This window comes from Acinetobacter sp. TGL-Y2 (assembly GCF_001612555.1).
Taxonomy (GTDB): Bacteria; Pseudomonadota; Gammaproteobacteria; order Pseudomonadales; family Moraxellaceae; genus Acinetobacter.
This window is the reverse complement of sequence record NZ_CP015110.1, coordinates 643,092-667,497: the sequence shown is the minus strand read 5'-3', so window position 1 is coordinate 667,497 and position 24,406 is coordinate 643,092. Positions and strand designations below refer to the sequence as shown.

Below are 24,406 nucleotides of genomic sequence, written 5' to 3'. Positions count from 1 at the left end.
AAGAATAATGAGTGCAATTCAATTTGAAAAAAATGCTGATGGCATTGTGATTCTGACCTTAGATTCTCCAAACCAATCTGCCAACACCATGAACGGCGATTTTCGTGTGGCTTTAGAAGACACTGTTGCCAAACTCAAAGCTGAGTCGGGTATTACAGGGATTATTTTTAAATCTGCGAAAAAAACGTTTTTTGCTGGCGGTGATCTAGATGAGCTGATTCAAGCACAACCTGAACATGCAACTGAATTTTTTGGCATGATTCAAAAGATGAAAGCTGAGTTTCGCTATATCGAAACCTTAGGCGTGCCTGTCGTTGCAGCCTTAAACGGTACCGCACTCGGTGGTGGTTGGGAAATTGCCTTAGGCTGTCATTACCGTATTGCATTAAATGATCCAAAAGCAAAATTTGGTTTGCCTGAAGTCACTTTAGGTTTGCTGCCAGGTGGCGGCGGGATCGTGCGCATGGTTCGCTTGCTGGGTTTACAAAATGCCTTCCCATTTTTAATGGAAGGCAAACAGTTTGGCGTGGATAAAGCGAAGTCATTGGGTTTAATTCATGACACTGCCGAATCAAATGAAGAACTGTTTGAAAAAGCGATCGCTTGGGTCAAAGCTAATCCCCCATCTATAAAAGCCTCACAACAACCCTTTGATGTAAAAGGTTATAAAATTCCGGGCGGCACGCCTTCTTCACCACAAGTGGCGCAAGTCCTTGCGATTGCTCCAGCTATGCTGCGAGATAAAACCAAAGGTTGTTACCCTGCCCCTGAAGCCATTATGTCAGCTGCGGTGGAAGGTGCTCAGGTCGATGTAGATACAGCACTGACCATTGAATCACGTTACTTTACTTATCTTGCAACAGGTCAGATTTCTAAAAATATGATCGGTACGTTTTGGCATGGACTCAATGCGATTAAATCAGGTGCAAGCCGTCCGCAAAATGTAGAAAAGTGGCAAGCGACTAAATTAGGTGTTTTGGGTGCAGGCATGATGGGCGCAGGCATTGCGTACTCAAGCGCGATCAAAGGCATTCAAGTGGTACTCAAAGATGTGTCACAGGAAGCTGCGGATAAAGGCAAAGCTTATAGCCAAAAATTGCTGGACAAACGTGTTTCTCAAGGTCGTATGACCGCAGAAAAGCGTGACCAAGTTTTAAGTCTGATTACCGCTACAGCGTCGAGTGAAGATTTAAAAGGCTGTGATCTCATTATTGAAGCCGTCTTTGAAAATCAGGAACTCAAAGCCAAAGTCACCCAAGAGGCTGAAAAACACTTGATTGCTGGCGGTGTCATGGCATCGAATACCTCGACTTTGCCGATTTCTGGTTTAGCGCAAGCAAGTCAAAATGCGAAAAACTTTATTGGTCTGCATTTCTTTAGTCCTGTGGACAAAATGCAATTGGTTGAAATCATTAAAGGCAAAGAAACTTCTGCTGAAACATTGGCCAAAGCCTATGACTACGTGCAGCAAATTGGCAAAACCCCGATTGTAGTGAATGACAGCCGTGGCTTCTTTACCAGTCGAGTCTTTGGTACTTTCGTTCAAGAAGGCTTACGTTTACTGTCAGAAGGCGTTCATCCTGCCAAAATCGAAATGGCAGCGCTTAAAGCAGGTATGCCAATTGGGCCACTGGCGATTCAAGATGAAGTTTCTTTAACCTTATCTGAGCATGTTACAAGTGAAACACGTAAGGCCCTACAGGCTGAAGGCAAAGACTTACCTCGCTCAGGTGCAGATGAAGTGATTGAAACCATGATTCATCAGTTTAACCGTAAAGGCAAAGCTGCTGGGTCAGGCTTCTATGACTATCCTCAAGATGGTAAAAAGCATTTATGGGACGGTTTAACGCACTGGAAAAAAGACAACGATATCTCTGAACAAGAAATCATTGACCGTTTCTTGTTTGTGCAGTCTCTAGACACCCTACGCTGTCTTGAGGAAGGTGTGCTTGAATCAGTGGTCGATGGGAATATCGGATCAATTTTTGGTATTGGTTTTGCACCTTGGACTGGCGGTGCTTTACAGTTCTTAAATCAATATGGATTAAGCAAAGCGGTGACACGCGCGCAAGCTTTAGAAGCCAAATATGGTGAGCGTTTTAAAGCACCTCAGCTTTTATTAGATAAAGCCAAGTCAGGCGAAAAAATTTAAGTCTTCATCAAATCAGTTAAAAAAAACCTCTCTAATCGAGAGGTTTTTTTTAATTCTCAATACATTATTCCGCTCTAAATTATCTTTACAGAATTAATTAAATGTTTTGCCAATAGGAAACCCTTTAAAGGGTTTAATTTCTTTGAGAATAAACATACTTTGCATTTCCTTAATGCCTGGTAAACGTCGAATCGTTGACATTGAAAAATCTGCATACGTATCTAAATCTTGGGATACCACCTGTAATAGAAAATCTGCATCTCCTCCAATACTGTAACAAGCCACTACATTTTCAAGCTCCAATACTTTTTCTTCAAATTTTTTAGCTTCTGCTTCGCTATGACTATCTATAGAGACTCGAATAAAAACCATGACCCCTAAGCCGAGTTTTCTTCGATCCAATAAAACACCATAACCTTTAATGATTTTTTCGTCTTCCAAACGCTTTACTCGTCGCCAACACGGTGATGCAGATACACCAATGTGTTCAGACAACTGTAGGTTGGTCGTTCTAGAATCTTGCTGTAAAACTTTTAAAATTTTCTCATCAACGCGGTCTATTTTCATTTTTGAAATTTTTTACCCAAAATTAAAATATATTATTAAATTTATACCTTAAACAATAAAAAACGAGGAAGAAATAGATAATTTTGACCCAAAAAAATAATCGAAAATCATGAAAAATTAAAACGAGATCATCATGTTTAGTCCATCAACACTCATTTTATACATCTTCACTTTAGGTCTTGCAGCACTCATTCCAGGACCAGGAATGACAGCACTCCTCCTAAAAACACTGACCAGCCATTATAGAAACGGCTTGATGATGTTATTGGGTCTAATCACAGGTGACCTATGTTATTTAATGATTGCATTATTTGGTATCAGCACGATTACCAATCTACTCGATGGAATATTTTCTTTAATTTTCATCTGCTGTGCTTGTGCCTACTTATATTATATTGCGTTCAAATTATGGCAAACCAAAGCAGACTTGTTGATTTTATCAAATATAAAAAATCCATCAAACGAACCTAAATTATTTTTTTTAGATTATTTCAATGGATTAAGTTTGACCTTAAGTAATCCTAAAACCATCACTTTTTATCTTGCGATTGTTCCTAGCATCTTCGGTTCAAGTTTCGTCATCTCTTATTCCTCTCTGATGATTATGATCACTTTAACTATCGTTATTTTATTACTTGTTGGTGGTCTATATATTTTTTCAGCAATCAAAATGAAGCGTTTTTTAAGCATAAAAAGCAATCAGCAACGCTTATTAAAAGCGATTGCCCTGATATTAGCATCCTTAGCAACCTATATGCTTTTGAACAAAATTATGCATCTGAATTAAAATGAAGGTACTTCTAAATTTTATGACTCAAGATTCTAGGGCGTGTCCTCATTTGAAGTATGTATAGCTGCAATCTTATTTTAGGATACAATGATAAAAAATTAATTTGTTCAAGATCATGCCTAAAGTATATTCAGTGGATTTACGTGAAAAAGTCATGCAGTTTTATGAAGAAAATAATCACAAATCATATACATGTAAAACCTTTAAAATATCTAGAACCACTTTGGATGATTGGATTCTTCTTCAAAACACCACTGGAGAATTGAAACAGCCTAAAATCAATGCAGGTCGACCCACTAAAATCAAGGATATGGATGCTTTCAAACACTTTATTGAAACTACTGAATTTTCTCAAGTGAAAGATCTCATCCCTTTATTTGAACAAAAGTTTGGGTATCCAATCCTTTACTCAACCCTGTTAAAAGCCATTCATAGACTTGGTTGGACACGTAAAAAAAGAGTTTTCTCTATAAGCAAGCCGACAAAATAACAAGGGCTGTATTCAACTGGTTTCTTCCGCAATGGAAAGAGGCGTTTGGGGAAGATCAGATTCTTTATATTGATGAGTCTGGGATAAACACCACAGATACAGCGCAATATGGTTGGTCTAAACTAGGCAGTCGTTGCGCTGCTTTAAAATTGGGTGGTCATGGTAAAAGATTAAGTATCATCAGTGCTGTGAGGTCTAATTCAGCGTATCAGTTCCTTTACCCTTTGATTTTTCAAGGTTCATGCGATCGAGCAATGTTCACGGGATGGTTGAGATATCTACTTGAAAATTTAACCAAAGATAATCAAGATAAGACCAAAAGACATCTGCTGATTCTAGATAACGCTTCGATTCATAAGAACGGAGATATCAAAAAACTAGCCAAAGACTTTAACTGTAGAATCATGTACTTGCCTGCTTACAGTCCAGATTTAAATCCAATTGAAAAAGCATGGTCAGTGCTAAAATCCAAAGTTAAAAGTATCGCTGTCCGTTTTGACAAAAACATAGAAGAAGCGCTCGATTTAGGCTTGAAGGCAATGTAGCTTAAAATTTAAATCCAGCTATATTTCACTCATCAGTTTCATTCTATTAAAATAGCTTAACTCGTTGTCTAGAATTAAGCTTCAGATCATGTCACGTAGAGTCATCACAGACGAAATTTGGAACCAAATCCAACAAACTATGCAATTTTATGGCTGTTATCGTTCACGTAAGTAATAGTAAGAATATTATGGAAGCCATCCTATGGAAGCTTCGCACTGGTGCTCCTTGGCGTGATGTTCCTGAAGATCTTTGCCCATGGCAAACGGCTTACAACCGGTTTAATCGTTGGGCGAACAAAGGGCTCTGGGAGAATTTGTTTTTAAATTACGAGGCGTATTGGATAAAGAATGGGTATTCATTGACGGAAGCTATATCCGCGCGCATCAGCATGCAAGTGGAGCTCGGCATGGTGAAGAGAGAGCAATTGGAAAATCAAGAGGTGGAGCGACTACAAAAATTCACCTTGCCGTCGATGCGAGTGGATATCCGATTGATTTTGAAATCACTGGCGGTGAAGTCCACGACAGTCAAGTTGCAAGCCAATTAATTGAATTGGTGGGTGAAGCAGAGTATTTGATTGCAGACAAAGGCTATGATTCAGAGAATATCCGGGAAGTTGCTCGAAATCATCATATGATTCCGATCATTCCAAGAAAATCTAATAGTAAGAAAGTAAACGTTGAATTTGATCATTATCTTTATGGATTAAGACATCTCGTTGAAAATGCGTTTGCTCGCTTAAAACATTTCCGGGGTATTGCCACTCGTTTTGAAAAGTTAGCTCGTAATTACAAATCAATGTTATTTTTGGCTTGCTCATTCATTTGGTGTAAATCCAAATGAGGACAGACCCTAATGTTTTATTAATCCCATAAAAAAATAGGTGTTTATGCTTTTAGGTCAGTTTTAGTGCCAATCTGTGTTATAAAGTTACCTAATAAAGATGCAATTTAACTGCTGGGTATGTACCTATGACTGATCACTCTTCTCCTGAAAAATCGCCTTGGGGCTGGAAAGCCTTAATCATTGCTATCATTTTAAGTATCATTTTCATGATTATTTTTTATGCGGCCATTTCAAATGAACCTGATTACATGCCAAGTCAGAAAAATAAAGAGACCAGTCAACACCATGCTTTTAAAGATTCTCCTGTCATGTCTGCAGAAGATTTAGCCGAAGCTGAAAAACAGAAACTTGCGCGTGAAGCTAATGCCGCAGCATCGACTGAAGCATCGGTTACTCAGCATAATATGAGTGCAGAAGAACATGCGGCAATGTCGAATGACAATGCTGAACACGCTCAAGGTACAACTCATGGTCATTAATGCTGATGAGCATATTTCATCGTAATGCATTGGTGGTCGAAGGCGGCGGCATGCGCGGGGCGTTTACCTGTGGCGTGCTGGATGCTTTTTTAGAAAACAACTTCAATCCTTTTGATCTCTACGTGGGTGTGTCTTCTGGCTCAACCAATGTTGCTAACTTTTTAGCCGGTCAAAAGGGTCGCAATATTGAACTCTATTTAGATCACTCCCTACGTCCTGAATTTATTCGGTATGGTCGCTTTTTTAAAGGCGGTGATCTTCTGGATATGCAGTGGATGTGGGAAGTGGTTGAACGTGAAAATCCGCTCGACCAGCAGGCGTTATTTGCCAACAATCCTGATTTCTATACAGTGCTGACTCATGCAAGAACAGGTCGTGCTGAATATTTGCATGCCGGTCAGGATACTTTAATTGACGCTTTACGTGCCTCAAGCTCTATTCCGGTTTTAACCCGTCAAGCCGTTAACATTATGGGTGAGCCTTATTTTGATGGTGGCGTTGCCGATGCATTACCTGTGAAATGGGCAGCTGAGCAAAGCCATGTGCAAAATCTTTTGGTGCTTCGTACTCGCCCACAGGATTATTTTAAAGCCAGCTCAAAAGGTGATGAGTTTTTAGCAAAATACGTGGTAAAAAAACATCAAGGTTTTGCTTCAAGTTTGAAAAACCGCTGTGCTCGTTATAATGAAGCGGTGAATTTTGTACGTCAATCTACTCAAGAGCATATCCCACAGCGCATTCTTGAAATTTGCCCACCGAATGACAAGCGGCTTGCAGATCGTTTCTGCAATACAGCTATCAAGTCGGTTTAGAAACAGGTGCAAAAGCCATAGAGCGCTGGAATAGTGAAATTGTTTAAATACGATCTCTTTTTTATAAGTTTGAAATGATGAGATCTAAATCTTTAAAGTAATGTAAATTTTCATTTGAAAGTTGCGAACGCTTATTCGGGTTTTGATTAAAATAAATCGTCTTCATTCCGGCTTTGTGCGCACCTTGAATATCAGCAATTTCATTATCTCCAATAAAAACACAGTGTTCTGGCGCAGTATTCAGTTGCAGACATGACCTATTGAAAATTTCAGGATCAGGTTTTCTTATCCCTATCGCTTCAGAGACGAGCACGCTACTGAAAAACTCATTCAATCCTAAAGCCTTAAAGTTATTTTCTTGAAAAGGTGATCGACCATTCGAAATTAATCCTAATCGATAGCCTTGTTGGTATAGCGTTTTTATCGCAAGTTCCACACCTTCAAATGCAGTCGCAAACTGATTAAAATCTTCAATATAACTTCGCAGTAAGGTATCAACAGATTGCGTTAAAGAAAATTCTTTGATCAGTTGTGTATAAACACTATCTTTCCAAACTGATCCATGACAGTCAAGCTTCATAAACCTGTTTATAAACGCCTTCTTTTTTTGCTGAGGTACAATTTGAAAAAAATTGATTTGCCAATCTAAAAATTTTTCTAAGGAACTTTCACGATCTAAAAGTGTCTGATCTAAATCAAAAATGACAGCATGAATATCTTTGTTTTTGGTCATAGGGATTCCATATTTTGAAGGCTTTAAAAGATTAAAGTCATATCCCTATGAGGAATACCACAATCTAAATATTCAGCACCTTCAGCTTTAAAACCTAAACGTTGATAAAATGCGATGGCGTGGACTTGAGCAGACAGTTTTAAAGTTTCTCTTTTTTGAATTTTAGCTTGTTGAATAATATCCAACATCAAAATCTTTCCAATCCCTTGTCCACGATATTCCTTTAAAACAGCAACTCGTCCAATGCTGTTGTTGTCCAATAATCGTGCCGTCGCAATCGGCTTTAAGTCGCCATACACCACAAAATGTAAAGATATTGGATCTTGCGCATCCCATTCATCTATCGCATCAATCTGCTGTTCCTGAATAAACACCAACTCACGAATATATTGAGCATCTTGCTTTAGCGTTGCCCAATCTGCTGAAACAATGTTGAATTTAGACATGACATTTCCCTCATCAAAAAGAGCAGTCTATCACTGCTCTTAGGCACTCAAATTAACATTTTTCACCCAGATTTTGCTGATCCCACTGATCATTGAGCAGCAGTTCTAAAGAGTGTTTTTGAATCCCATACATCTGCTTTAGAGCGACAATCTGTGCCAGAACTTCGGCGTCCGGTGTTTCATAATTTTTACGTTTGGTGGCCAAAATCATTTTATTTTTACTGGTATGTTCCAAGGCCACGAATTCGAAAACTTTGGTTTCATAACCATAGGCTTTGAGTAACAACGCACGAATGGTATCGGTCAACATTTCTGCTTGTTGCCCAGCATGAATACCAAACTGGAGCATGGGTTTTAACACTTGCGGACTTTGCATTTGTGGACGCAGTTCTTTGTGGCAACACGGCGCACACATAATCATTTGTGCATTTAAACGAATACCGGTATGAATGGCGAAATCGGTTGCGACATCACAGGCATGTAGCGCAATCATCACATCTAAATGTTCAGGCGAATACGTTCGAACATCGCCTTGGAAAAAATCCAACTGGGTATAGTTTGATGCTTGTGCCACATTTTGACAAAATTCGACCATTTTAGGATTCAGTTCGACTCCCGTTACAAAAGGCGTCTCTAGATTTTGATCCAAATAATCATATAAGGCGCAGGTCAGATACCCTTTACCTGAACCAAAGTCGACCACTTTTAGCGCTTGCTCTTTTTGCTCAATATGCGTCAAAGCACCTGCAAAAATCTCGACAAATTTATTAATTTGCTTCCACTTCCTTGCCATGCTCGGAATGATTTGCGCTTTCTGATCTGTAATGCCGAGATGCTGTAAAAACACGCGATCTTGATCAACATAACGATGTTTTATACGATCATGACCTTGCTGCACCTGTCCTGTCTGTGTGGACGCAGTTTGAGTTATTTTGGTCAAAACAGTTCTGGTTAACAATGCCTTTTTCTTATTTTTCTTCAGTTGTAGCTCTTCATCGACTGTGAACAAATTCGCTTGTTTACATGAGCTAGATAAGTCTTTAATCACAGCCTTTGCTTCAGACAGTAGATAGTTTTTAGTGACATCTTGGGTTTTATGACGATACAGACAATTTAAAACTTGCTCATTTTGTAATTGAATCACACGACAGGTTATTTTTTCTAAATCTGCAATATCACCACGATATTGACTCAAAATCAGTCGATCAATGGTTTGGGTTTCAATGGCTTGCTGTACAGCATCCAAAAATTGTTGTTCCTCTGGAAACAAAGAAGCCATCTGTGACATATGCAAAACTCAAATCAATCTAGGCCTGTATTTTAAAGCGTCTTACTTTAAAGGTAAAACTTCATTATGATGATTTGGTGTTTTTCAAGAATTTAATCCGCTATGAGTTCAGCAACCCTTCAGAGTTACGACCCTCGTGAAGAGCAGATCAATGCGCTCAGTCATGCCCTTGGTGCAATTCTGGCCGTTGTGGCCACTATTATGATGTTGGTCAAAGGCAGTTATTTACCTACAGGGCAATACATTGGTTTATGGGTATACGGTCTCAGTATGATTTTGCTTTTTAGTAGCTCAACCCTGTACCATTTTGCCAAAGTTGAACAGCGACGTCAGTTTTATAAAAAACTGGATCACACTGCGATTTATTATTTAATCGCAGGTACATACACGCCTTTTCTATCGATTGCACTGCCTACAGCCAAAGCAGATTATTTATTGATTGCACTTTGGGTGATTGCTGCCATTGGCACCTTATTCAAATTGGTTTTCATTCATCGTTTTCAGAAAGTTTCGCTGATTGCTTATCTGGTCATGGGCTGGCTTGCGCTCTTGGTCATGGATGATATGAAACAATATTTAAGCGATCAAAGTTTAACCCTTCTCATCATTGGTGGACTGGCTTACACTATTGGCGCATTGTTTTATGCATTAAAAAAGGTAAGATATACACACGCTATCTGGCATATTTTTGTACTGATTGGTGCGGGATCACATTTCTTCGCGATTTATCTTTACGTGATATAGCTCATTTTATCCACACTCTTTAGTCACCCTAAAACCGTGGATTCATTTGGGAGTTCGTGTTTTTTTAAAAAATTACGCCTTTTTTAAAAAGATGACGCTTTTAAAACTAATTTCTTTTATTTTTAGTAAGTGTAAGGTTCATCATGGCGTCATTAAACTCAAATACAGCGGCAGTTCAACCCGCTAACTCAAAAACACGTGTACTTACAGCAAGCCTTGTAGGTACGACGATCGAATTCTTCGATTTTTATATTTATGCGACTGCGGCAGTCATTATTTTCCCTTACTTGTTCTTCGCAGCAAGCACGGATCCAATGACGGCGACCATTCAGTCTTTAGCCACGTTTGCGATTGCCTTTATTGCCCGCCCGATCGGTGCTGCATTATTTGGACATTTGGGAGATCGTATTGGGCGTAAAGCAACTTTAGTTGCCGCACTGCTCACCATGGGGATTTCAACAGTATGTATCGGTCTATTGCCGACATACGCTCAAATTGGTATTTTTGCGCCATTATTACTTGCACTGTGTCGCTTAGGTCAAGGTTTGGGTCTGGGCGGTGAATGGAGTGGTGCAGTACTTTTAGCAACAGAAAATGCACCTGAAGGTAAACGTGCTTGGTATGGCATGTTTCCACAACTCGGTGCGCCAATCGGTTTCATTCTTGCAACAGGTTCATTCTTAACGCTGGGTGCGCTTATGTCTGAACAAGACTTTATGCAATGGGGCTGGCGTATTCCGTTTATCTCAAGTGCATTACTTGTGATTGTCGGACTTTGGATTCGTTTAAAACTACATGAAACACCTGCGTTCCAAAACGTGTTAGACAAACAAAAAGAAGTGAACGTTCCTTTTATTCAAGTCTTCAAAAAACATTCACGCATGTTAGTTTTAGGGACCATTGCTGCCATCTGTACCTTTGTGGTGTTCTACTTAACCACCGTATTTGCATTACAATGGGGTACCACCAAGCTGGGCTATAGCCGTGAAGAATTCTTAAAACTTCAGCTGGTGGCAACGCTATGTTTTGCGGCATTTATTCCACTGTCTGCAGTGCTTGCTGAAAAATTTGGTCGCCGAGCAACCTCAATTGGGGTATGTGTCATTTCTGCGATTTTCGGTCTATTCTTTGCGGATTTACTTGAATCAGGCAGCACACTGGTGGTGTTCTTATTCTTGTGTATTGGTTTAGCGATTATGGGCTTAACCTATGGTCCAATTGGTACAGTACTGTCTGAAATTTTCCCTACCTCAGTTCGTTATACGGGTTCAGCTTTAACCTTCAATATGGCGGGTATTTTTGGTGCGTCATTCGCTCCACTGATTGCAACCAAATTGGCAACTACCTACGGTTTATATGCGGTTGGTTACTACTTAACGGCAGCTTCATTACTGTCATTAGTCGCATTCTTAATGATTCGTGAAACCAAAAATGATGATGTCAATAATCAAATTTAAGTGTATTTAACACTTTAAAAAAGCCGGCTTAATTGCCGGCTTTTTTCACTCAATTCAAGGGATTTTCATCCACTAACTCAATTCAATAATATCAATCATTGGGGGGGCGCGAAAACGAAAAGGCACACCGACCATCCCCGTTCCGACTGACACAAAAACGTTGGCATGATCATGCTGATACAGACCGCGTTTGTGCCCCAATATCGAGACTTTCTTCATCACATAATCGGTTAACCACGGCAGTTCAACTTGACCGCCATGTGTGTGCCCAGAGAGCATTAAAGGATGGGTGGGCAGTTTAGGCACCATATCGACTGTATCGGGATTATGCGACAAAATCAGCCAAGGCTTGTCTTGTGGAAGCTCTGGCATATAACGCATATCCGCTTTGCCTGCCCACAAGTCACCGACACCAATTAAACGAAAATCATCAAATTCAACAATCTTCCCTTCGATATCCATGACATTATTCACTTCAAGGGCGTGTCTTAAAAGTTCTTGAATCGGAGGACCGGGATATTGTTCATCATGATTACCATTCACCGAATAGACCGGTGCTTGAATGTTTTTTAATACCGCCAACTCTTCTGCGAGTTTATTTTCAGGCTCATACGTCCAATCCCCAGCAACCACGACAAAATCGGGCTTTTGCTGATTAATTTTGTCTACAATCATACGTAGCTGACGCTCATGCCCTGAAAATAAACCAATATGCAAATCTGCAATAAGAGCAACACGGACAGGACGAGCAAAAGGCTGGTCTGAACTGAGTGTATACTGCACATGATTTATTTTAATTGAATGTGGTTCGATAAAACGTGCATAAATCAGTAAGCCACTGAGTAGGAAAACGAATATACTTTGATGGAGTGAAAAATATCCAATCCATCCTGCAAAAATACTAAAGAAGAACAGTGGAATTAATAAATAAGATAAGTAAAATGCCAACAAATGTACGAATGCTTTAAACGGATGGATCGTTTCAGTTCGAGATTGACTCAGCCAAGCCTGCCCAATGCCCCATATGGCAAGCATTGCAAAGCTGATATAAAATCCGTTTAGGATGATGTTGATGGTAAGCATATTTAATCTCTTAGACGATGAACGTCGGATCACTTTATTTATCTTTAGACGCCAGCCAATTATACTCTAGCCTAGCGAGTTCTCAGACATAGATATGCAAGACATGAACAACAACACGAACCAATTACCGCAATTGGCTCACAAACCGAAGACATCTGGTAAAGCCGTCTTCATTTTAAGTTCATGTTTGATCTTTGGCTTGCCTGCGTGTACGACTTTACCCAAACAACAGCCGATCACACCACAATTTGCTTATGATATTGAAACCGATCAGACTCCTTTGGCGAAGATTATCAATCCGCTTAAAATACAATACCCGGAATTGACCGGATATCATATTTTATACGAACCTTTGGAAGCGATTGCTGCACGCATCCAACTGATTGATAAAGCAGAAAAAACCTTAGATTTACAATATTATATTTGGGATAATGATAAAGTTGGAGCACTGGCACTTTATAAAATTATTCAAGCAGCTGACCGTGGTGTCAAAGTTCGTTTACTGATGGATGATAATAATGCCAAAGCGATGGAAAGCATTTATTTGGCTTTGGATCAACATCAAAATATCGATGTAAAACTGTTTAACCCCTATAAGTTTCGGCGCTTTAGACCTGTCGATATGGTCTTAGATTTAAAGCGTATTAACCGTCGAATGCATAACAAAACGTTTACAGCCGACAATCAAATTACCTTGATTGGCGGGCGTAATATGAGTAATCAATATTATAACGTCAGTGACAGTTACCAATTTTCAGATGTCGATGTGATGTTGGTTGGACATGCAGTCGATGACATTACTCACTCATTTGACGAATACTGGAACCATAGTTTTGCTTATCCTGTGCGAAATATTGTCAATCATCAACAATATACCTTGCGTTATGACAGCTTAAAAGCACAGCTCAGCCAGCATTATCGAGAAATTTCAGTTCAAAACTATTTAGACTTGAGCAACAGAACCCACGACTTTGATCATTGGTTAAATCATGATATTCAACTCGATTGGGTCAAAGCACAAGTGATTAAAGACTCGCCAGAAAAGATCAATGCCAAAGCTAAAAAGGAAGAGCATCTCAACTTTCAACTAGTGGGACGTTTAGAAAAACCTGAGGAAACGGTCGATATTATTTCAGCTTACTTTGTACCCGAGAAAAAAGGCGAACAACGTTTAAGTGCATTGGCACAGTCTGGGGTGCAAGTTCGTGTGCTCACCAACTCCTTTAAAGCCAATGATGTCGCATTGGTGCATGCATTTTATGCAAAGTACCGTGAAGACTTGCTTAAAAATGGCGTACAGCTGTATGAGTTCTTGCCTGCAATTCCTGAAGAATTTCAAAACAAAAATAATCCGCAAATCTCAAAAGAATCTAAAGTCAGCCTCAAGGGTCTCAGCCGTTCAAGTCTTCATGCCAAAATGATGACACTGGATGACAAACAGGTGTTTATTGGCTCGTTTAACTTTGATCCACGCTCAGCCAATTTAAATACTGAAATTGGAGTGATTTTAGACAGCAAGCCACTGGCGGATGCCGTGCATAAGACTATGGATGCCAATCTAAAGAAGTACGCCTATAAATTGGTTTTAGACTCGAAGAACAACATTAATTGGGAGCACAGCACACCTGCTGGCATAAAGACTTTAACGTCTGAGCCAAAAATGAAATGGTGGCAAAAAGCAGGGATTAAAGTTATTTCATGGTTACCGATTGAAGGTTTCATGTAAAGGCAACTTCATCCATTTATGCAGATCTTTATTTAAACCTTTATCCAATTGGAATATAATTTTTATAAAATTTTGAGTAAAAATAAGGCTGATGTTCGGCCTTATTTTTCTTGATCAACCTTTAATTCTAGCGTTGATCACTTGTCAGATGTCTATATTTTCTGGAAGAAAGTTTGCAAGCATTAAGCCCCATTCATATCTCATTCTATTTCAGCTTTAACTAAAACGGCCTGTTGCAACTCTGCCAAACCCTGTCGCATTTTTTCCTGTACCAACTTGGTTAAGCTATCCACAGTATGTCCTTCTACATCAATTGCAGGCAAAGCTTTCAAGTGGGCAACAACTTTTGACATCTCGAGCATCGCTTTGACATGATCGGCAAAACGAATATTGCCGATATACGGCGCGATGCTATCAAGCTCGCCTTGTTTATTGACATAGCAAATCAAACACACTTGAACAGGCTTATTGGCGTCAATTGCAGCTGCCAATATACGTCCATGAACTTTTTTGACTGTACTGCCGTCCGTGGTGGTGGCTTCTGGGAAAAACAGCACTGGAATATCTTGTTTTAAGAATTCCGTGATTTGTTCTTTAATCCGGATCGAGTCTCCTGAACCGCGTTTAATAAACAGCGTTCCGCCACCTTTTGCCAATTTCCCAAAAATTGGCCAATTTTCGATTTCAGCTTTTGCTAAAAAAAATACCCGCGCGCTTGAGCCCAACACCGCAATATCTAACCAAGAAATATGATTGCTAACCCAAAGCGCTGGCTGTCTTGGAATTTCGCCATGGACTTGCACCTCAATATTAAACACCTGACATAGACGGCGACAAAAATGTTGTACGTAGCGCGTATTGTTTGGATTATTTGGCTGCTGATACATTTGATGTCTGAAAATCAGATAAAAACCTTCGGTCACTGCCGCAGTACCTGCAGCAATTTTTCGAGTATAAAGCCATGGTTTAGTAAAAATATTCAATTTTTGGGGTATTACCTGAGTCATAGATTCTTCACTAATCAAAGCCCTGTTGGCTTTTTATCGTTCATTTTCAAATATTCTATACGTTTCCAAGCATCCTTGCATTGATTATAAAAACCGAAAAGCCCGATTAATAAATTCAATTTTAATTCAATAATTAAATCAATTATTATAAATTAATCGAAAATATAGATTTATCATAATGATCAATATCCCTGCTCAATCAGAACCGTGTTCTTTATCTATCCCTCATGCACTGTTCTATATTTTCATCAATGTGATGTTTATGGTGCTGTGTCTATTTGGTTTTGTGCGACTGTTTCAGTCACAATTAGGTTAATTGGTATCTAATTCACCCGAGCAGGTGAATTTCCACTAAAATACAATTTTGAAGTGGAGTTAGGCCTGAGTGGAAGATTTTGAGCAACATCAAGGAAGTGAACGCGCTGTCTTAGTCAGTGTTTCTGTACAAATACTGCAAGACCTTGATCAAGAAGAATTTCGATTACTGGCAAAATCAGCAGGTGCTGACATTCTTGAACATGTTCAAGCTCAACGCGTGAAGCCTGACCCTAAATATTTTATCGGCTCAGGTAAGGCAGAAGAAATTGCAGAATTGGTCAAAGCCATTGAAGCCGATATCGTGATTTTTGATCACTCACTTAGCCCTTCCCAAGAACGTAACCTAGAACGTGTTATTCAGTGCCGCGTCATTGATCGTACTCGCCTCATTTTAGATATTTTCGCGCAGCGTGCGCGAACGCATGAAGGAAAGCTACAGGTTGAGCTGGCTCAGCTTGATCATTTGTCCTCACGTCTGGTCGGTGGTCGCATGGGACTGGATAGTCAAAAAGGCGGGATTGGCTTACGTGGTCCAGGTGAGACACAACTCGAAACCGACCGTCGACTGCTCCGTTTACGCATCAGTCAACTCAAAGAAAAATTAGAAAAAGTGCGTTTAACCCGTATTCAAGGTCGTGCAGCGCGTCAAAAAGCCTCTATCCCCACCGTATCTTTGGTCGGTTATACCAATGCGGGCAAATCAACCCTGTTTAATATTCTCGCAGAAAGCGATGTTTATGCGGCAGATCAATTGTTTGCAACATTGGACCCTACCTTACGCCGTTTAAATTGGGATGGCATAGGCGCGCTGGTACTTGCAGATACAGTAGGTTTCGTGCGTAACCTTGCGCATGCTTTGGTCGACTCATTTAAAGCCACGCTTGAAGAAACACTAGAAGCGACCTTACTGCTGCATGTGATCGATTCAAGTAGCCCTGACATGTTGGAGCAAATTGAAGCCGTTGAAAAAGTGCTTAAGGAAATTGGTACAGACGTGCCGATTCTTCGGGTTTACAACAAAATTGATCAATCTGGTGAAGATGCGAAAATCATTTATGCCAAACCGCATCAACCCGATCGTGTCTATGTATCGGCTCATTCAAGTCAAGGCTTAGATTTACTTAAGCAAGCGGTTCAAGAGTGCCTCATGGGGCAGATTCAAAGCTTTGATGTGGTACTGAAGCCTGAATACGGCAAACTTCGTACCCAGCTTTATGCATTAAATGTAATTCAAGCTGAACGTCATGATGATCTCGGTCATCTCATTTTAAGGGTGAATATGGCTCCGCAAAAACTTGAGCAATTGATTCGACAAGCCCACTTACCTCTTGATGAAATCTTGGGTATGAAGGCGGAACAATTTAAAAGACCTCTAGAAGAGTTTGAAATCGAAGATTAAATGCGTTAAAACGTGATAAGTGCAATTAAAAGTTTAAAAATTATGCAATTTATTAAAAGTATCGATTGGCCAGCATGGATTGGTCTACTCATTTTGATTATCGGGTTTCGAGAAGCTTCGGTTTGGTTAATGACCCAACTGAATCGTCCTGAACTGGGTAATTTGGTGGGACTGCTTAGCTTGCTGGTGGTATTATTTATATGGCGCAAATGGAAAAGTGTCCCTATCCGTATTGTCGATGTGAATAATAAAATCATGAAGGAAAGTGCTTTTGCATTTTTACCCATCAGCGCGGGCTCACTGATGATGCTGCTTCACATGGGAAAAGAAATTCCACTTTTTTTGGTGGTGCTTACCGTCAGCACCTTAATTCCATTATGGATTTACGCCAAAATGGCCAAACGCTGGTTATAGGAGATCACAATGCTGACTGTACTTTATGGTTTTCTACTGACTTTAGTTGCCTATTTGGTTGCCAAACCTTTCAATAAAAAAATTCCTCAAATTCCCGTACTGGTTTTCGGAATGTGCTTTGTTATTGGTTTTTTAATGCTGGTCGGCATTCCTTATGAGTCTTATATGGCAGAGGTTAATCCATTATTTAATCATTTACTGGGTTATGTCACCGTGGCTTTGGCAATTCCTTTAGCTGCAATGCGCTATGACGATTTACCTTTAAAAGGCATTATTGGGATTTTGATCTTTGCCAGTTTAAGTGCTGTGGCTTTACCAATGAGTTTGGCTTATTTATTACATATGGCAGATTCCACCATCATGGCATTCGCGACACGTGCGGTGACCACACCAATTGCAATTAACATTGCGACCTTACTCGATGCACCGATCAGTTTGGCGATTCTCATCGTGATTCTTTCAGGGGTCATTGGTGCTGCTTTTTCACCGCTTATTTTAAGACATATAAATGATGAACGTGCTTCTGGTTTAGCCTTGGGACTCGCAGCCCATGCCATTGGAACGGCGCAAGCATGGCAACGTGGAAGTATCGCTGGTCGTTATGCCGCCTTTGGTATGGCAGTTAATGCCGTATTTACCGCACTCTGGCTGCCAACCCTTATACTGTATCTTAATAAAGTATGAAATGCATCACTATTCATGTGATTGATTAGCATATTTTTTCATCTTATTATGGAGCATGATATTTATTGCTTTTAGCACATGGGACAAAAAAGAATGAAATTCAATATACTGGGTTTAGTACTTGGTTTTTCTTTATTCAGTGGAACAACTTTCGCTCAAGATATTTCAGGAATTTGGCAACAGATTGATGATAAAAGCGGTGCACCTAAGGCAGTCATTCAAATCCGCAAAGAGGTGAATAATACTTATACGGGTAAGATTATTAAAATCACACCTCGCCCAGGCTATACCCCGCGCGCGCAGTGTAATAAATGTCCAGCACCTTACACCAATCAAGCAATTTTAGGCATGGATATTTTAAAAGGATTGATTCCGGTCAATAATTCGAATAACTATGAAAAAGGTCAAATTATTGACCCCTTGGCAGGTAAAATTTATTCGGCCAAAGTGAAAATGAATACTGCGGGTACCCGTCTTACAGTCAAAGCTTATATCGGGGTTTCTACCCTAGGACGAAGTCAAACCTGGATTCGACAAAACTAAAAAATAAAGCCACGCACAGTGGCTTTATTTAACTCAACGACTTGTTAAAAATAAAAATATCCTTTAACTTAAGCTGATATTGGTTTTTTTTTAACCACACATTTAAAGATCAATACCAATCCGCTTACCTATATCAATCAATGGAACTGAAATGATAAAGAAAATACTATTTGCTGTTTTAGGCTTTGGCTTGATCAGCACCTCCGTCATGGCGCAAGATATCTCTGGAGTTTGGCGTCATATCGATGACAAAACTGGAACATCCAAAGCACATATTGAAATCCGTAAAGAAGCCAATGGTACCTACACGGGTAAAATTATTAAAGTCACTCCACGCGAAGGCTATACGCCAAAAGAGACCTGTATTAACTGTCCTGCACCCTACACCAACAAGCCAATACTTGGTTTGGATGTGCTCAAAGGTTTAAAGTTTGATAAAGGCAATATGTACAATAGTGGTAAAATTTTAGACCCACTCTCGGGTAAAATTTACTCCATGAATGCCAAGTTAAGCCCAAATGGTAATCGTCTGCAAATGCGTGGCTACGTCGGTATTTCTGCGATCGGTCGTAGCCAAACGTGGATTAGAAACACTGCTGTTCAATAATAAAAAGCCACATGATGTGGCTTTTTTAACACTATATACGCTTTAATGAACGATATAAATCTCGCTTTTTATTGAATCAATATAAAAAATCCATTCCCCAATCACTCAATTTTTAAACTTTAGGCCGGCTCAGATATTTAATCTATTCCGCCAAAGCCAAGCTTAAACATCTCATATTTGAATTATGCGAAATTAACGGGTGAATCAGACAAAGGATTATTTACCGCAATGGAAAGTTGATCTTCTAAACGGTAAGCAATCAACTGATGTCCCCAAACACACCCACCATCTACATTCTGAATTTTATCTGACACCGTTTTACCTTGAAGGGCCGCCCAATGTCCAAAAATCACCTGATGAGTTTTTACCGCCTGAGATTCAAACTCGAACCACGGTTTAAATCCTGCAGGCATTGGATCATCTAAAGCGTCTTTAAAGCTGAATTCAAGACGTCCATTGCTATCTGTTAACCGCATACGAGTCAAATAATTAACGATACAACGTAGACGTGCATTGCCTTGTAAATCATTTGACCACAAGGTGGGCTCTTTGCCATACATTTCAGACAGAAACGCATCGAGTTGTTCAAAATCTTCATGACCAAGCACATGCTCCACTTCATTTGCGAGCTGAGCTGTTTGCTCTGCTGTCCAGTTCAGGGGGATACCGGCATGGGTCAAAATGGTCTGATCATTCGGGAATAAACATAAAGGTTGTTTACGTAACCAGTCAATCAAATCATCTGAATCAATCGCGTCGATCACATCACGTGTATTGTCTTTTTCTTTGACTGCCTTAATGCCACGTGCACCAGCCAGCAATGTTAAATCATGATTACCCAAGACGGTTGCAGCAACACCACGATCGACCAGCTTTTTAACAAAGCGCAAAACCCCAAGAGAATTTTCACCGCGTGCGACCAAATCCCCTGCAAACCAAATGAAATCTTGATCTGGATCAAACTTAATCTCTTTCAACAATGCTTTGAGTGCTTCAAAACAACCCTGCACATCACCAATGACATAATTGTAGCGGATTTGATCTGAAGGCATTTTAATTCACCATGTTGTCTGCTAATGCAACAAATTGAGCCAAAGTCAACGTCTCTGGACGCGCCATTGGATCAACGCCTGCCTTTTCAAAACCATCTTCAGCCAACATACCTTTTAAGCTATTACGCAAGGTTTTACGACGCTGAGTAAAGACATGTGACACCAAACGTGCCAACGCTTTTTCATTTTTAGCAATGATTGGTTTGGTTGCATAAGGTTCTAAGCGAAAAACGGCAGAAGTCACTTTTGGTGGTGGATTAAATGAACCCGGTGGCACTTCAAACAAATACGTCGGTTTACAGAAATACTGAATCATCACTGAGAGACGACCATATTCTTTGGTATTCGGCTCAGCGGTAATACGATCAACCACTTCTTTTTGCAACATAAAATGCATGTCTTGAACTTTGTCACCGAACTGCAAAAGATGAAACAGTAGTGGGGTTGAAATGTTATACGGTAAATTACCAACTACACGTAAAGGACGACCTTCTTCAAACAGCTCGGTATAGTCGTATTTCAATGCATCCGCTTCAATAATAGTTAAACGTTCAGGATGAGGCACACGACCCGGTAAACCTGCCGCCAAATCACGATCCAGTTCGATCACAGTTAAAGCATCACACTCACCGATTAAAGGCGAAGTTAACGCAGCTAAACCTGGGCCAATCTCTAGAATATTTTGACCTGGACGCGGATTGACTGAACGCACAATTTTCGCAATCACACGTTGGTCATGTAAAAAGTTTTGACCAAATCGTTTACGAGCCTGGTGCCCTTCTTGTTTTGGGTTTAAGGCATTAATTTGATACATAAAACATTTCCAACGTGAGTAAATAGTGAATTAGTGACGTGCCAGATCAAGAGCTAAATCCACAGCAACATGCAAGCTCGAACTTTTTGCAAGTCCCGTGCCTGCAAGGGAGAGCGCTGTGCCATGATCTACAGAGGTACGAATAAAAGGTAAGCCTAAAGTAATATTGATGGCTTCACCAAAGCCTTGGGATTTTAACACAGGTAAACCTTGATCGTGATACATCGCAAGTACAGCATCTGCATCTTTTAAATTTTCTGGGGTAAAGAGTGTGTCTGCGGGTAAACTTAAACTTATGTTAATGCCTTGTGCGCGATAGCATTCAAGTACTGGATTAATCACTTCAATTTCTTCAAGGCCCAAATAGCCATCTTCTCCTGCATGTGGATTTAACCCACAAACCAATATACGCGGATGATCAATTTTAAACTTGCTTTTCAAATCATGAATCAAGATATCAATCACTTGATGGAGTCGCTCTGAGGTAATTGCATCCGCTACATCACGTAAAGGTAAATGCGTTGTCGCAAGTGCTACCCGAAGCGTCTTGGTTGCCAGCATCATCACTACCCGCTCAACACCTGCAAATTCTTGATAATATTCAGTATGTCCACTAAAATGAATACCCGCTTCATTGATCACAGACTTTTGCACAGGTGCTGTTGCCACACCTACACTTTGACCAGACATGGCATAGTCAGCGGAGCGGCGAAGTTGCTCTAACACATAGGCAGCATTTTGAGCATTAAGTTGACCGCAGAGGACATTTGCCGTTAAAGGAACATGCTCAATATAAAGTTCTCCTTGAGACGATGCCTGTGTTTGCCCTTGATATTCAATGAAATTGATCTTATGATTTAACATTTCAGCACGTTGTTGTAGTAATTTTTGATCAACCAATACCACAACAGGACGCTCATCTATACGTTCTGCCAAGCTCAAACAGATATCTGGTCCAATGCCTGCTGGCTCACCGCTGGTCACATATAAAGGCAACATTACACACATCCCATCCCCACTGATGCCTCATTATAAAATGTCTTAGCGAAAACTTCAGTGTTAACTTGATAAAAGATCAACTTTATCTTCAAAGCGCATCATTATCGGAAACTTAAGCTGAGCTGAAATGAGTAAAATGAATAACAGTGATGACCCAAATTCAGGTTTAATACTTTTGGAACATTTGGCTAAATAGGCAGCGGTTAAAAATTCGCTTTAATCTAAAATACGATTCAACTAATAAATATACCCTTCATTTTATTTAATATATGTGACTCAAATCAACTTATTGATTCCTCGAAAATATAATTTAATCGACAATAAATCTCAAAGACCCTATAGAAAAGGGCTTAAATGTCAGATAAAAAATCATATACCACTGTTATTTATAAGTTTAAATAGGTAAAAAATGGACTAACATTATTTTAAGAGCAGGTTTAAATTAAAACGGGTAAATACTATCCATATTGGGTTTTTCTCTATATAATGTAGCCCTTGAAATTTATATATTTCGATTGTGAATCTACCGATTTTCAGATAGAATTCGCTCTCCTTTTTGTTTGGACAGACTCCATCGTCCAAACCAACTATAATAGGTAGTGGTTAATGAAAACTCTCAGCGCTAAGCCAGCTGAAGTTCAACACGACTGGTATGTTGTTGATGCTTCTGGCAAAACTTTAGGTCGTCTTGCGACTGAAATCGCTCGTCGTTTACGCGGTAAGCATAAAACGTCTTATACTCCTCACGTTGACACTGGCGATTATATCGTTGTCGTTAATGCTGAATTGATTACTGTGACTGGTAAAAAAGCTCACGATAAGAAATACTATCGCCACACTGGTTTCCCTGGTGGTATCCGTGAGACTAACTTCGAGAAGTTAATTGCTCACAAACCAGAAACAGTTTTAGAAAAAGCTGTGAAAGGTATGTTACCAAAAGGTCCTCTTGGTTATGCAATGATCAAGAAAATGAAAGTGTATGCTGGTACTGAGCACCCACATACTGCTCAACAGCCACAAGTTTTGGACATCTAAGGGATAACAGCACATGGCTACTAATTATGGTACAGGTCGCCGTAAGACCGCAACTGCACGTGTTTTCCTATCAGCTGGTACTGGTAAACTCGTAATCAACAATCGTACTCTTGAGCAATATTTCGGTCGTGAAACTGCTCGTATGGTTGTTCGTCAACCTTTAGAACTTCTTGAAGTTACTGAAAAGTTTGACCTTTACATCACTGTTGCTGGTGGTGGTATTGGTGGTCAAGCTGGCGCTATCCGTCACGGTATTACTCGTGCGTTGATCGCTTCTGACGAAACTTTAAAACCTGCTCTTCGTCAAGCAGGTTTCGTTACTCGTGATGCTCGTGAAGTTGAACGTAAGAAACTTGGTTTACGTAAAGCACGTAAGCGTCCACAGTTCTCTAAACGTTAATACGTTTACGAACTCGGACAAAAAACCTCGGCTTATGCCGAGGTTTTTTTATACCATCAATCTATATTAAAAATCTAATTACTGATATCTTGATACTCAGAAATATATATGCATTTTAATCTTCCATTTCGTTATCAATTTTTCTTCGCTTAACCACTTTAAAAACGCGAATAAAATAATAAATTACTCAGGCCAAATTTTCATTTCAAGATTAGTTTTATTCTTTTTAACCAGCGATTATTTGATGAAATCAAAGTATCCGTGATTTTGTTGTCCAATTTTAGTATCCTATCTGATTCACTCTGCTTAGTTTGTATATATGTCTGTCGAGAATGCTCCGCTTCAAGGAATTACGCTTTATAGCCATGCAGATGACTTTCGTTCACATTGGATTCGCTTTCTCCTTGCTGAAAAGCAAATTAAGCATCATTTAATTTTAGTGGATGATCAAGACGAAGATTTAGCCAACCTGAATCCATATAACCAACTTCCTATGATGATTGAAAATGAACTCAAAATTTTCAATACTGCCATCATTTCTGAATATTTAGATGATCGATATCGTCAAAATAAATTGTATGCAGATGCGCCCGCACCACGTGCCGAACAGCGTCAATACATTTGGCGTTTTGAACAGGATTGGTTGGGATTGGCAGATACTATGCTACGTCATGCGGATACCTTAGATGTAAAAGCCAAAGCGCAAGCACAAAAAAAATTACGTGATACCTTAATTTCGCTTACGCCATTATTCCAACATTATCCGTATTTTATGTCCGAGCAATTTACAATTTTAGATTGCATGTTAGCCCCAATTTTTATACGGTTAAATGTGATGGGCATTGAGTTGCCTAAACAGCAGTGTCGCCCAATCCATCTCTATTGCCAAAGAGTTTTTAGTCGCCCTGCTTTTATTAAGTCAATGACTGTTCAAGAAAAAAGCCGTTTTAGCGCAGTTTTAGCCAATCAATAGTT

Annotated in this window: 25 protein-coding genes and 2 pseudogenes; 18 read left to right on the top strand and 9 right to left on the bottom strand. The window is 39.7% G+C overall.

The features are described 5' to 3' along the window. Positions 1-7: 7 nt before the first annotated feature. A complete protein-coding gene (locus tag AMD27_RS03115) occupies positions 8-2,152 on the top strand; it encodes a 3-hydroxyacyl-CoA dehydrogenase NAD-binding domain-containing protein (RefSeq protein WP_067656227.1) in 2,145 nt (714 codons plus the stop codon). Between the two features lie 93 nt (positions 2,153-2,245). Here AMD27_RS03115 and AMD27_RS03110 read toward each other — a convergent pair whose 3' ends face one another. Continuing rightward, positions 2,246-2,719 carry an Lrp/AsnC family transcriptional regulator gene (locus tag AMD27_RS03110; protein WP_067656224.1) on the bottom strand — a complete coding sequence of 158 codons (474 nt, stop codon included), beginning with the start codon at positions 2,717-2,719 and terminating at the stop codon, positions 2,246-2,248. A gap of 133 nt (positions 2,720-2,852) precedes the next feature. Here AMD27_RS03110 and AMD27_RS03105 point away from each other — a divergent pair, with 133 nt between their 5' ends. The 6 genes and pseudogenes from AMD27_RS03105 to AMD27_RS03080 all read left to right on the top strand — a co-directional run bounded on the left by AMD27_RS03105 (position 2,853) and on the right by AMD27_RS03080 (position 6,729). Continuing rightward, a complete protein-coding gene (locus tag AMD27_RS03105; RefSeq protein ID WP_067656221.1) occupies positions 2,853-3,506 on the top strand; it encodes a LysE family translocator in 654 nt (217 codons plus the stop codon). Positions 3,507-3,624: 118 nt separating this feature from the next. Further along, positions 3,625-3,999: an IS630 transposase-related protein gene (locus AMD27_RS03100; protein ID WP_067655598.1), complete on the top strand. Its 375-nt coding sequence runs from the start codon at positions 3,625-3,627 to the stop codon at positions 3,997-3,999. Continuing rightward, on the top strand, positions 3,996-4,544 hold the full coding sequence (locus AMD27_RS17955; protein ID WP_081405914.1) for an IS630 family transposase: 549 nt from the start codon (positions 3,996-3,998) through the stop codon (positions 4,542-4,544). Before AMD27_RS03100 ends, AMD27_RS17955 begins: the two co-directional genes overlap by 4 nt. 88 nt (positions 4,545-4,632) lie before the next feature. Continuing rightward, a pseudogene (locus AMD27_RS03090) lies at positions 4,633-5,388 on the top strand (IS5 family transposase). Between the two features lie 128 nt (positions 5,389-5,516). Further along, the gene (locus AMD27_RS03085; protein ID WP_067656218.1) at positions 5,517-5,870 is read left to right on the top strand and encodes a hypothetical protein; all 354 of its coding nucleotides are present in this window, start codon (positions 5,517-5,519) and stop codon (positions 5,868-5,870) included. Between the two features lie 5 nt (positions 5,871-5,875). Further along, positions 5,876-6,729 (top strand): annotated as a pseudogene (locus tag AMD27_RS03080) (patatin-like phospholipase family protein). Positions 6,730-6,743: 14 nt separating this feature from the next. On the opposite strand, the gene AMD27_RS03075 reads toward AMD27_RS03080, so the two are convergent. The 3 genes from AMD27_RS03075 to AMD27_RS03065 are packed head-to-tail and all read right to left on the bottom strand — an operon-like array spanning position 6,744 to position 9,149. Further along, positions 6,744-7,415, bottom strand: a complete 672-nt coding sequence (locus tag AMD27_RS03075) for an HAD family hydrolase (RefSeq protein ID WP_067656215.1) — start codon at positions 7,413-7,415, stop codon at positions 6,744-6,746. A gap of 23 nt (positions 7,416-7,438) precedes the next feature. Beyond that, complete coding sequence (locus AMD27_RS03070) at positions 7,439-7,861, bottom strand: GNAT family N-acetyltransferase (protein WP_067656212.1); 423 nt, start codon at positions 7,859-7,861, stop codon at positions 7,439-7,441. 52 nt (positions 7,862-7,913) lie between these two features. Continuing rightward, positions 7,914-9,149 carry a class I SAM-dependent methyltransferase gene (locus tag AMD27_RS03065; protein ID WP_067656209.1) on the bottom strand — a complete coding sequence of 412 codons (1,236 nt, stop codon included), beginning with the start codon at positions 9,147-9,149 and terminating at the stop codon, positions 7,914-7,916. A gap of 102 nt (positions 9,150-9,251) precedes the next feature. Between AMD27_RS03065 and trhA the strand changes: the two genes are divergently transcribed. Together trhA and AMD27_RS03055 are read left to right on the top strand one after the other, a co-directional pair. Next, positions 9,252-9,893: a PAQR family membrane homeostasis protein TrhA gene (trhA, locus tag AMD27_RS03060; RefSeq protein WP_067656206.1), complete on the top strand. Its 642-nt coding sequence runs from the start codon at positions 9,252-9,254 to the stop codon at positions 9,891-9,893. Between the two features lie 143 nt (positions 9,894-10,036). Further along, positions 10,037-11,350 carry an MFS transporter gene (locus tag AMD27_RS03055; RefSeq protein WP_067656204.1) on the top strand — a complete coding sequence of 438 codons (1,314 nt, stop codon included), beginning with the start codon at positions 10,037-10,039 and terminating at the stop codon, positions 11,348-11,350. A 72-nt stretch (positions 11,351-11,422) separates the two neighbouring features. On the opposite strand, the gene AMD27_RS03050 is transcribed toward AMD27_RS03055, so the two are convergent. After that, a complete protein-coding gene (locus AMD27_RS03050) occupies positions 11,423-12,433 on the bottom strand; it encodes a metallophosphoesterase (protein WP_067656201.1) in 1,011 nt (336 codons plus the stop codon). A gap of 103 nt (positions 12,434-12,536) precedes the next feature. On the opposite strand from AMD27_RS03050, the gene AMD27_RS03045 reads away from it, so the two are divergent. Further along, complete coding sequence (locus AMD27_RS03045) at positions 12,537-14,159, top strand: phospholipase D family protein (RefSeq protein WP_228140695.1); 1,623 nt, start codon at positions 12,537-12,539, stop codon at positions 14,157-14,159. A gap of 200 nt (positions 14,160-14,359) precedes the next feature. On the opposite strand, the gene AMD27_RS03040 is transcribed toward AMD27_RS03045, so the two are convergent. After that, entirely contained in the window at positions 14,360-15,166 is an 807-nt protein-coding gene (locus AMD27_RS03040) for a lysophospholipid acyltransferase family protein (protein WP_067656195.1), read from the bottom strand. 385 nt (positions 15,167-15,551) lie between these two features. Here AMD27_RS03040 and hflX point away from each other — a divergent pair, with 385 nt between their 5' ends. The 5 genes from hflX to AMD27_RS03015 all read left to right on the top strand — a co-directional run bounded on the left by hflX (position 15,552) and on the right by AMD27_RS03015 (position 19,131). Beyond that, positions 15,552-16,883 carry a ribosome rescue GTPase HflX gene (gene hflX, locus AMD27_RS03035; RefSeq protein ID WP_067656192.1) on the top strand — a complete coding sequence of 444 codons (1,332 nt, stop codon included), beginning with the start codon at positions 15,552-15,554 and terminating at the stop codon, positions 16,881-16,883. Positions 16,884-16,925: 42 nt separating this feature from the next. Next, positions 16,926-17,297 (top strand): hypothetical protein, encoded by a 372-nt coding sequence (locus tag AMD27_RS03030; RefSeq protein WP_067662729.1) that lies wholly within the window; start codon positions 16,926-16,928, stop codon positions 17,295-17,297. Positions 17,298-17,306: 9 nt separating this feature from the next. Then, the gene (locus AMD27_RS03025; protein WP_067656189.1) at positions 17,307-17,981 is read left to right on the top strand and encodes an LrgB family protein; all 675 of its coding nucleotides are present in this window, start codon (positions 17,307-17,309) and stop codon (positions 17,979-17,981) included. 93 nt (positions 17,982-18,074) lie between these two features. Next, entirely contained in the window at positions 18,075-18,524 is a 450-nt protein-coding gene (locus tag AMD27_RS03020) for a DUF2147 domain-containing protein (RefSeq protein ID WP_067662726.1), read from the top strand. Between the two features lie 151 nt (positions 18,525-18,675). After that, positions 18,676-19,131: a DUF2147 domain-containing protein gene (locus tag AMD27_RS03015; protein ID WP_067656186.1), complete on the top strand. Its 456-nt coding sequence runs from the start codon at positions 18,676-18,678 to the stop codon at positions 19,129-19,131. Positions 19,132-19,313: 182 nt separating this feature from the next. On the opposite strand, the gene AMD27_RS03010 is transcribed toward AMD27_RS03015, so the two are convergent. The 3 genes from AMD27_RS03010 to pdxA are packed head-to-tail and all read right to left on the bottom strand — an operon-like array spanning position 19,314 to position 21,996. Next, positions 19,314-20,183, bottom strand: a complete 870-nt coding sequence (locus AMD27_RS03010; protein WP_067656183.1) for a symmetrical bis(5'-nucleosyl)-tetraphosphatase — start codon at positions 20,181-20,183, stop codon at positions 19,314-19,316. A 1-nt stretch (position 20,184) separates the two neighbouring features. Further along, on the bottom strand, positions 20,185-20,997 hold the full coding sequence (rsmA, locus tag AMD27_RS03005) for a 16S rRNA (adenine(1518)-N(6)/adenine(1519)-N(6))-dimethyltransferase RsmA (protein ID WP_067656181.1): 813 nt from the start codon (positions 20,995-20,997) through the stop codon (positions 20,185-20,187). Between the two features lie 30 nt (positions 20,998-21,027). After that, positions 21,028-21,996: a 4-hydroxythreonine-4-phosphate dehydrogenase PdxA gene (gene pdxA / locus AMD27_RS03000; RefSeq protein WP_067656178.1), complete on the bottom strand. Its 969-nt coding sequence runs from the start codon at positions 21,994-21,996 to the stop codon at positions 21,028-21,030. A 606-nt stretch (positions 21,997-22,602) separates the two neighbouring features. Here pdxA and rplM point away from each other — a divergent pair. The 3 genes from rplM (at position 22,603) to AMD27_RS02985 (ending at position 24,404) form a co-directional block, all read left to right on the top strand. Then, complete coding sequence (gene rplM / locus AMD27_RS02995; protein WP_067656174.1) at positions 22,603-23,031, top strand: 50S ribosomal protein L13; 429 nt, start codon at positions 22,603-22,605, stop codon at positions 23,029-23,031. A 13-nt stretch (positions 23,032-23,044) separates the two neighbouring features. Then, complete coding sequence (gene rpsI, locus AMD27_RS02990; RefSeq protein ID WP_004647927.1) at positions 23,045-23,431, top strand: 30S ribosomal protein S9; 387 nt, start codon at positions 23,045-23,047, stop codon at positions 23,429-23,431. A gap of 319 nt (positions 23,432-23,750) precedes the next feature. Then, the gene (locus tag AMD27_RS02985) at positions 23,751-24,404 is read left to right on the top strand and encodes a glutathione S-transferase N-terminal domain-containing protein (RefSeq protein WP_067656171.1); all 654 of its coding nucleotides are present in this window, start codon (positions 23,751-23,753) and stop codon (positions 24,402-24,404) included. Positions 24,405-24,406: the final 2 nt, after the last annotated feature.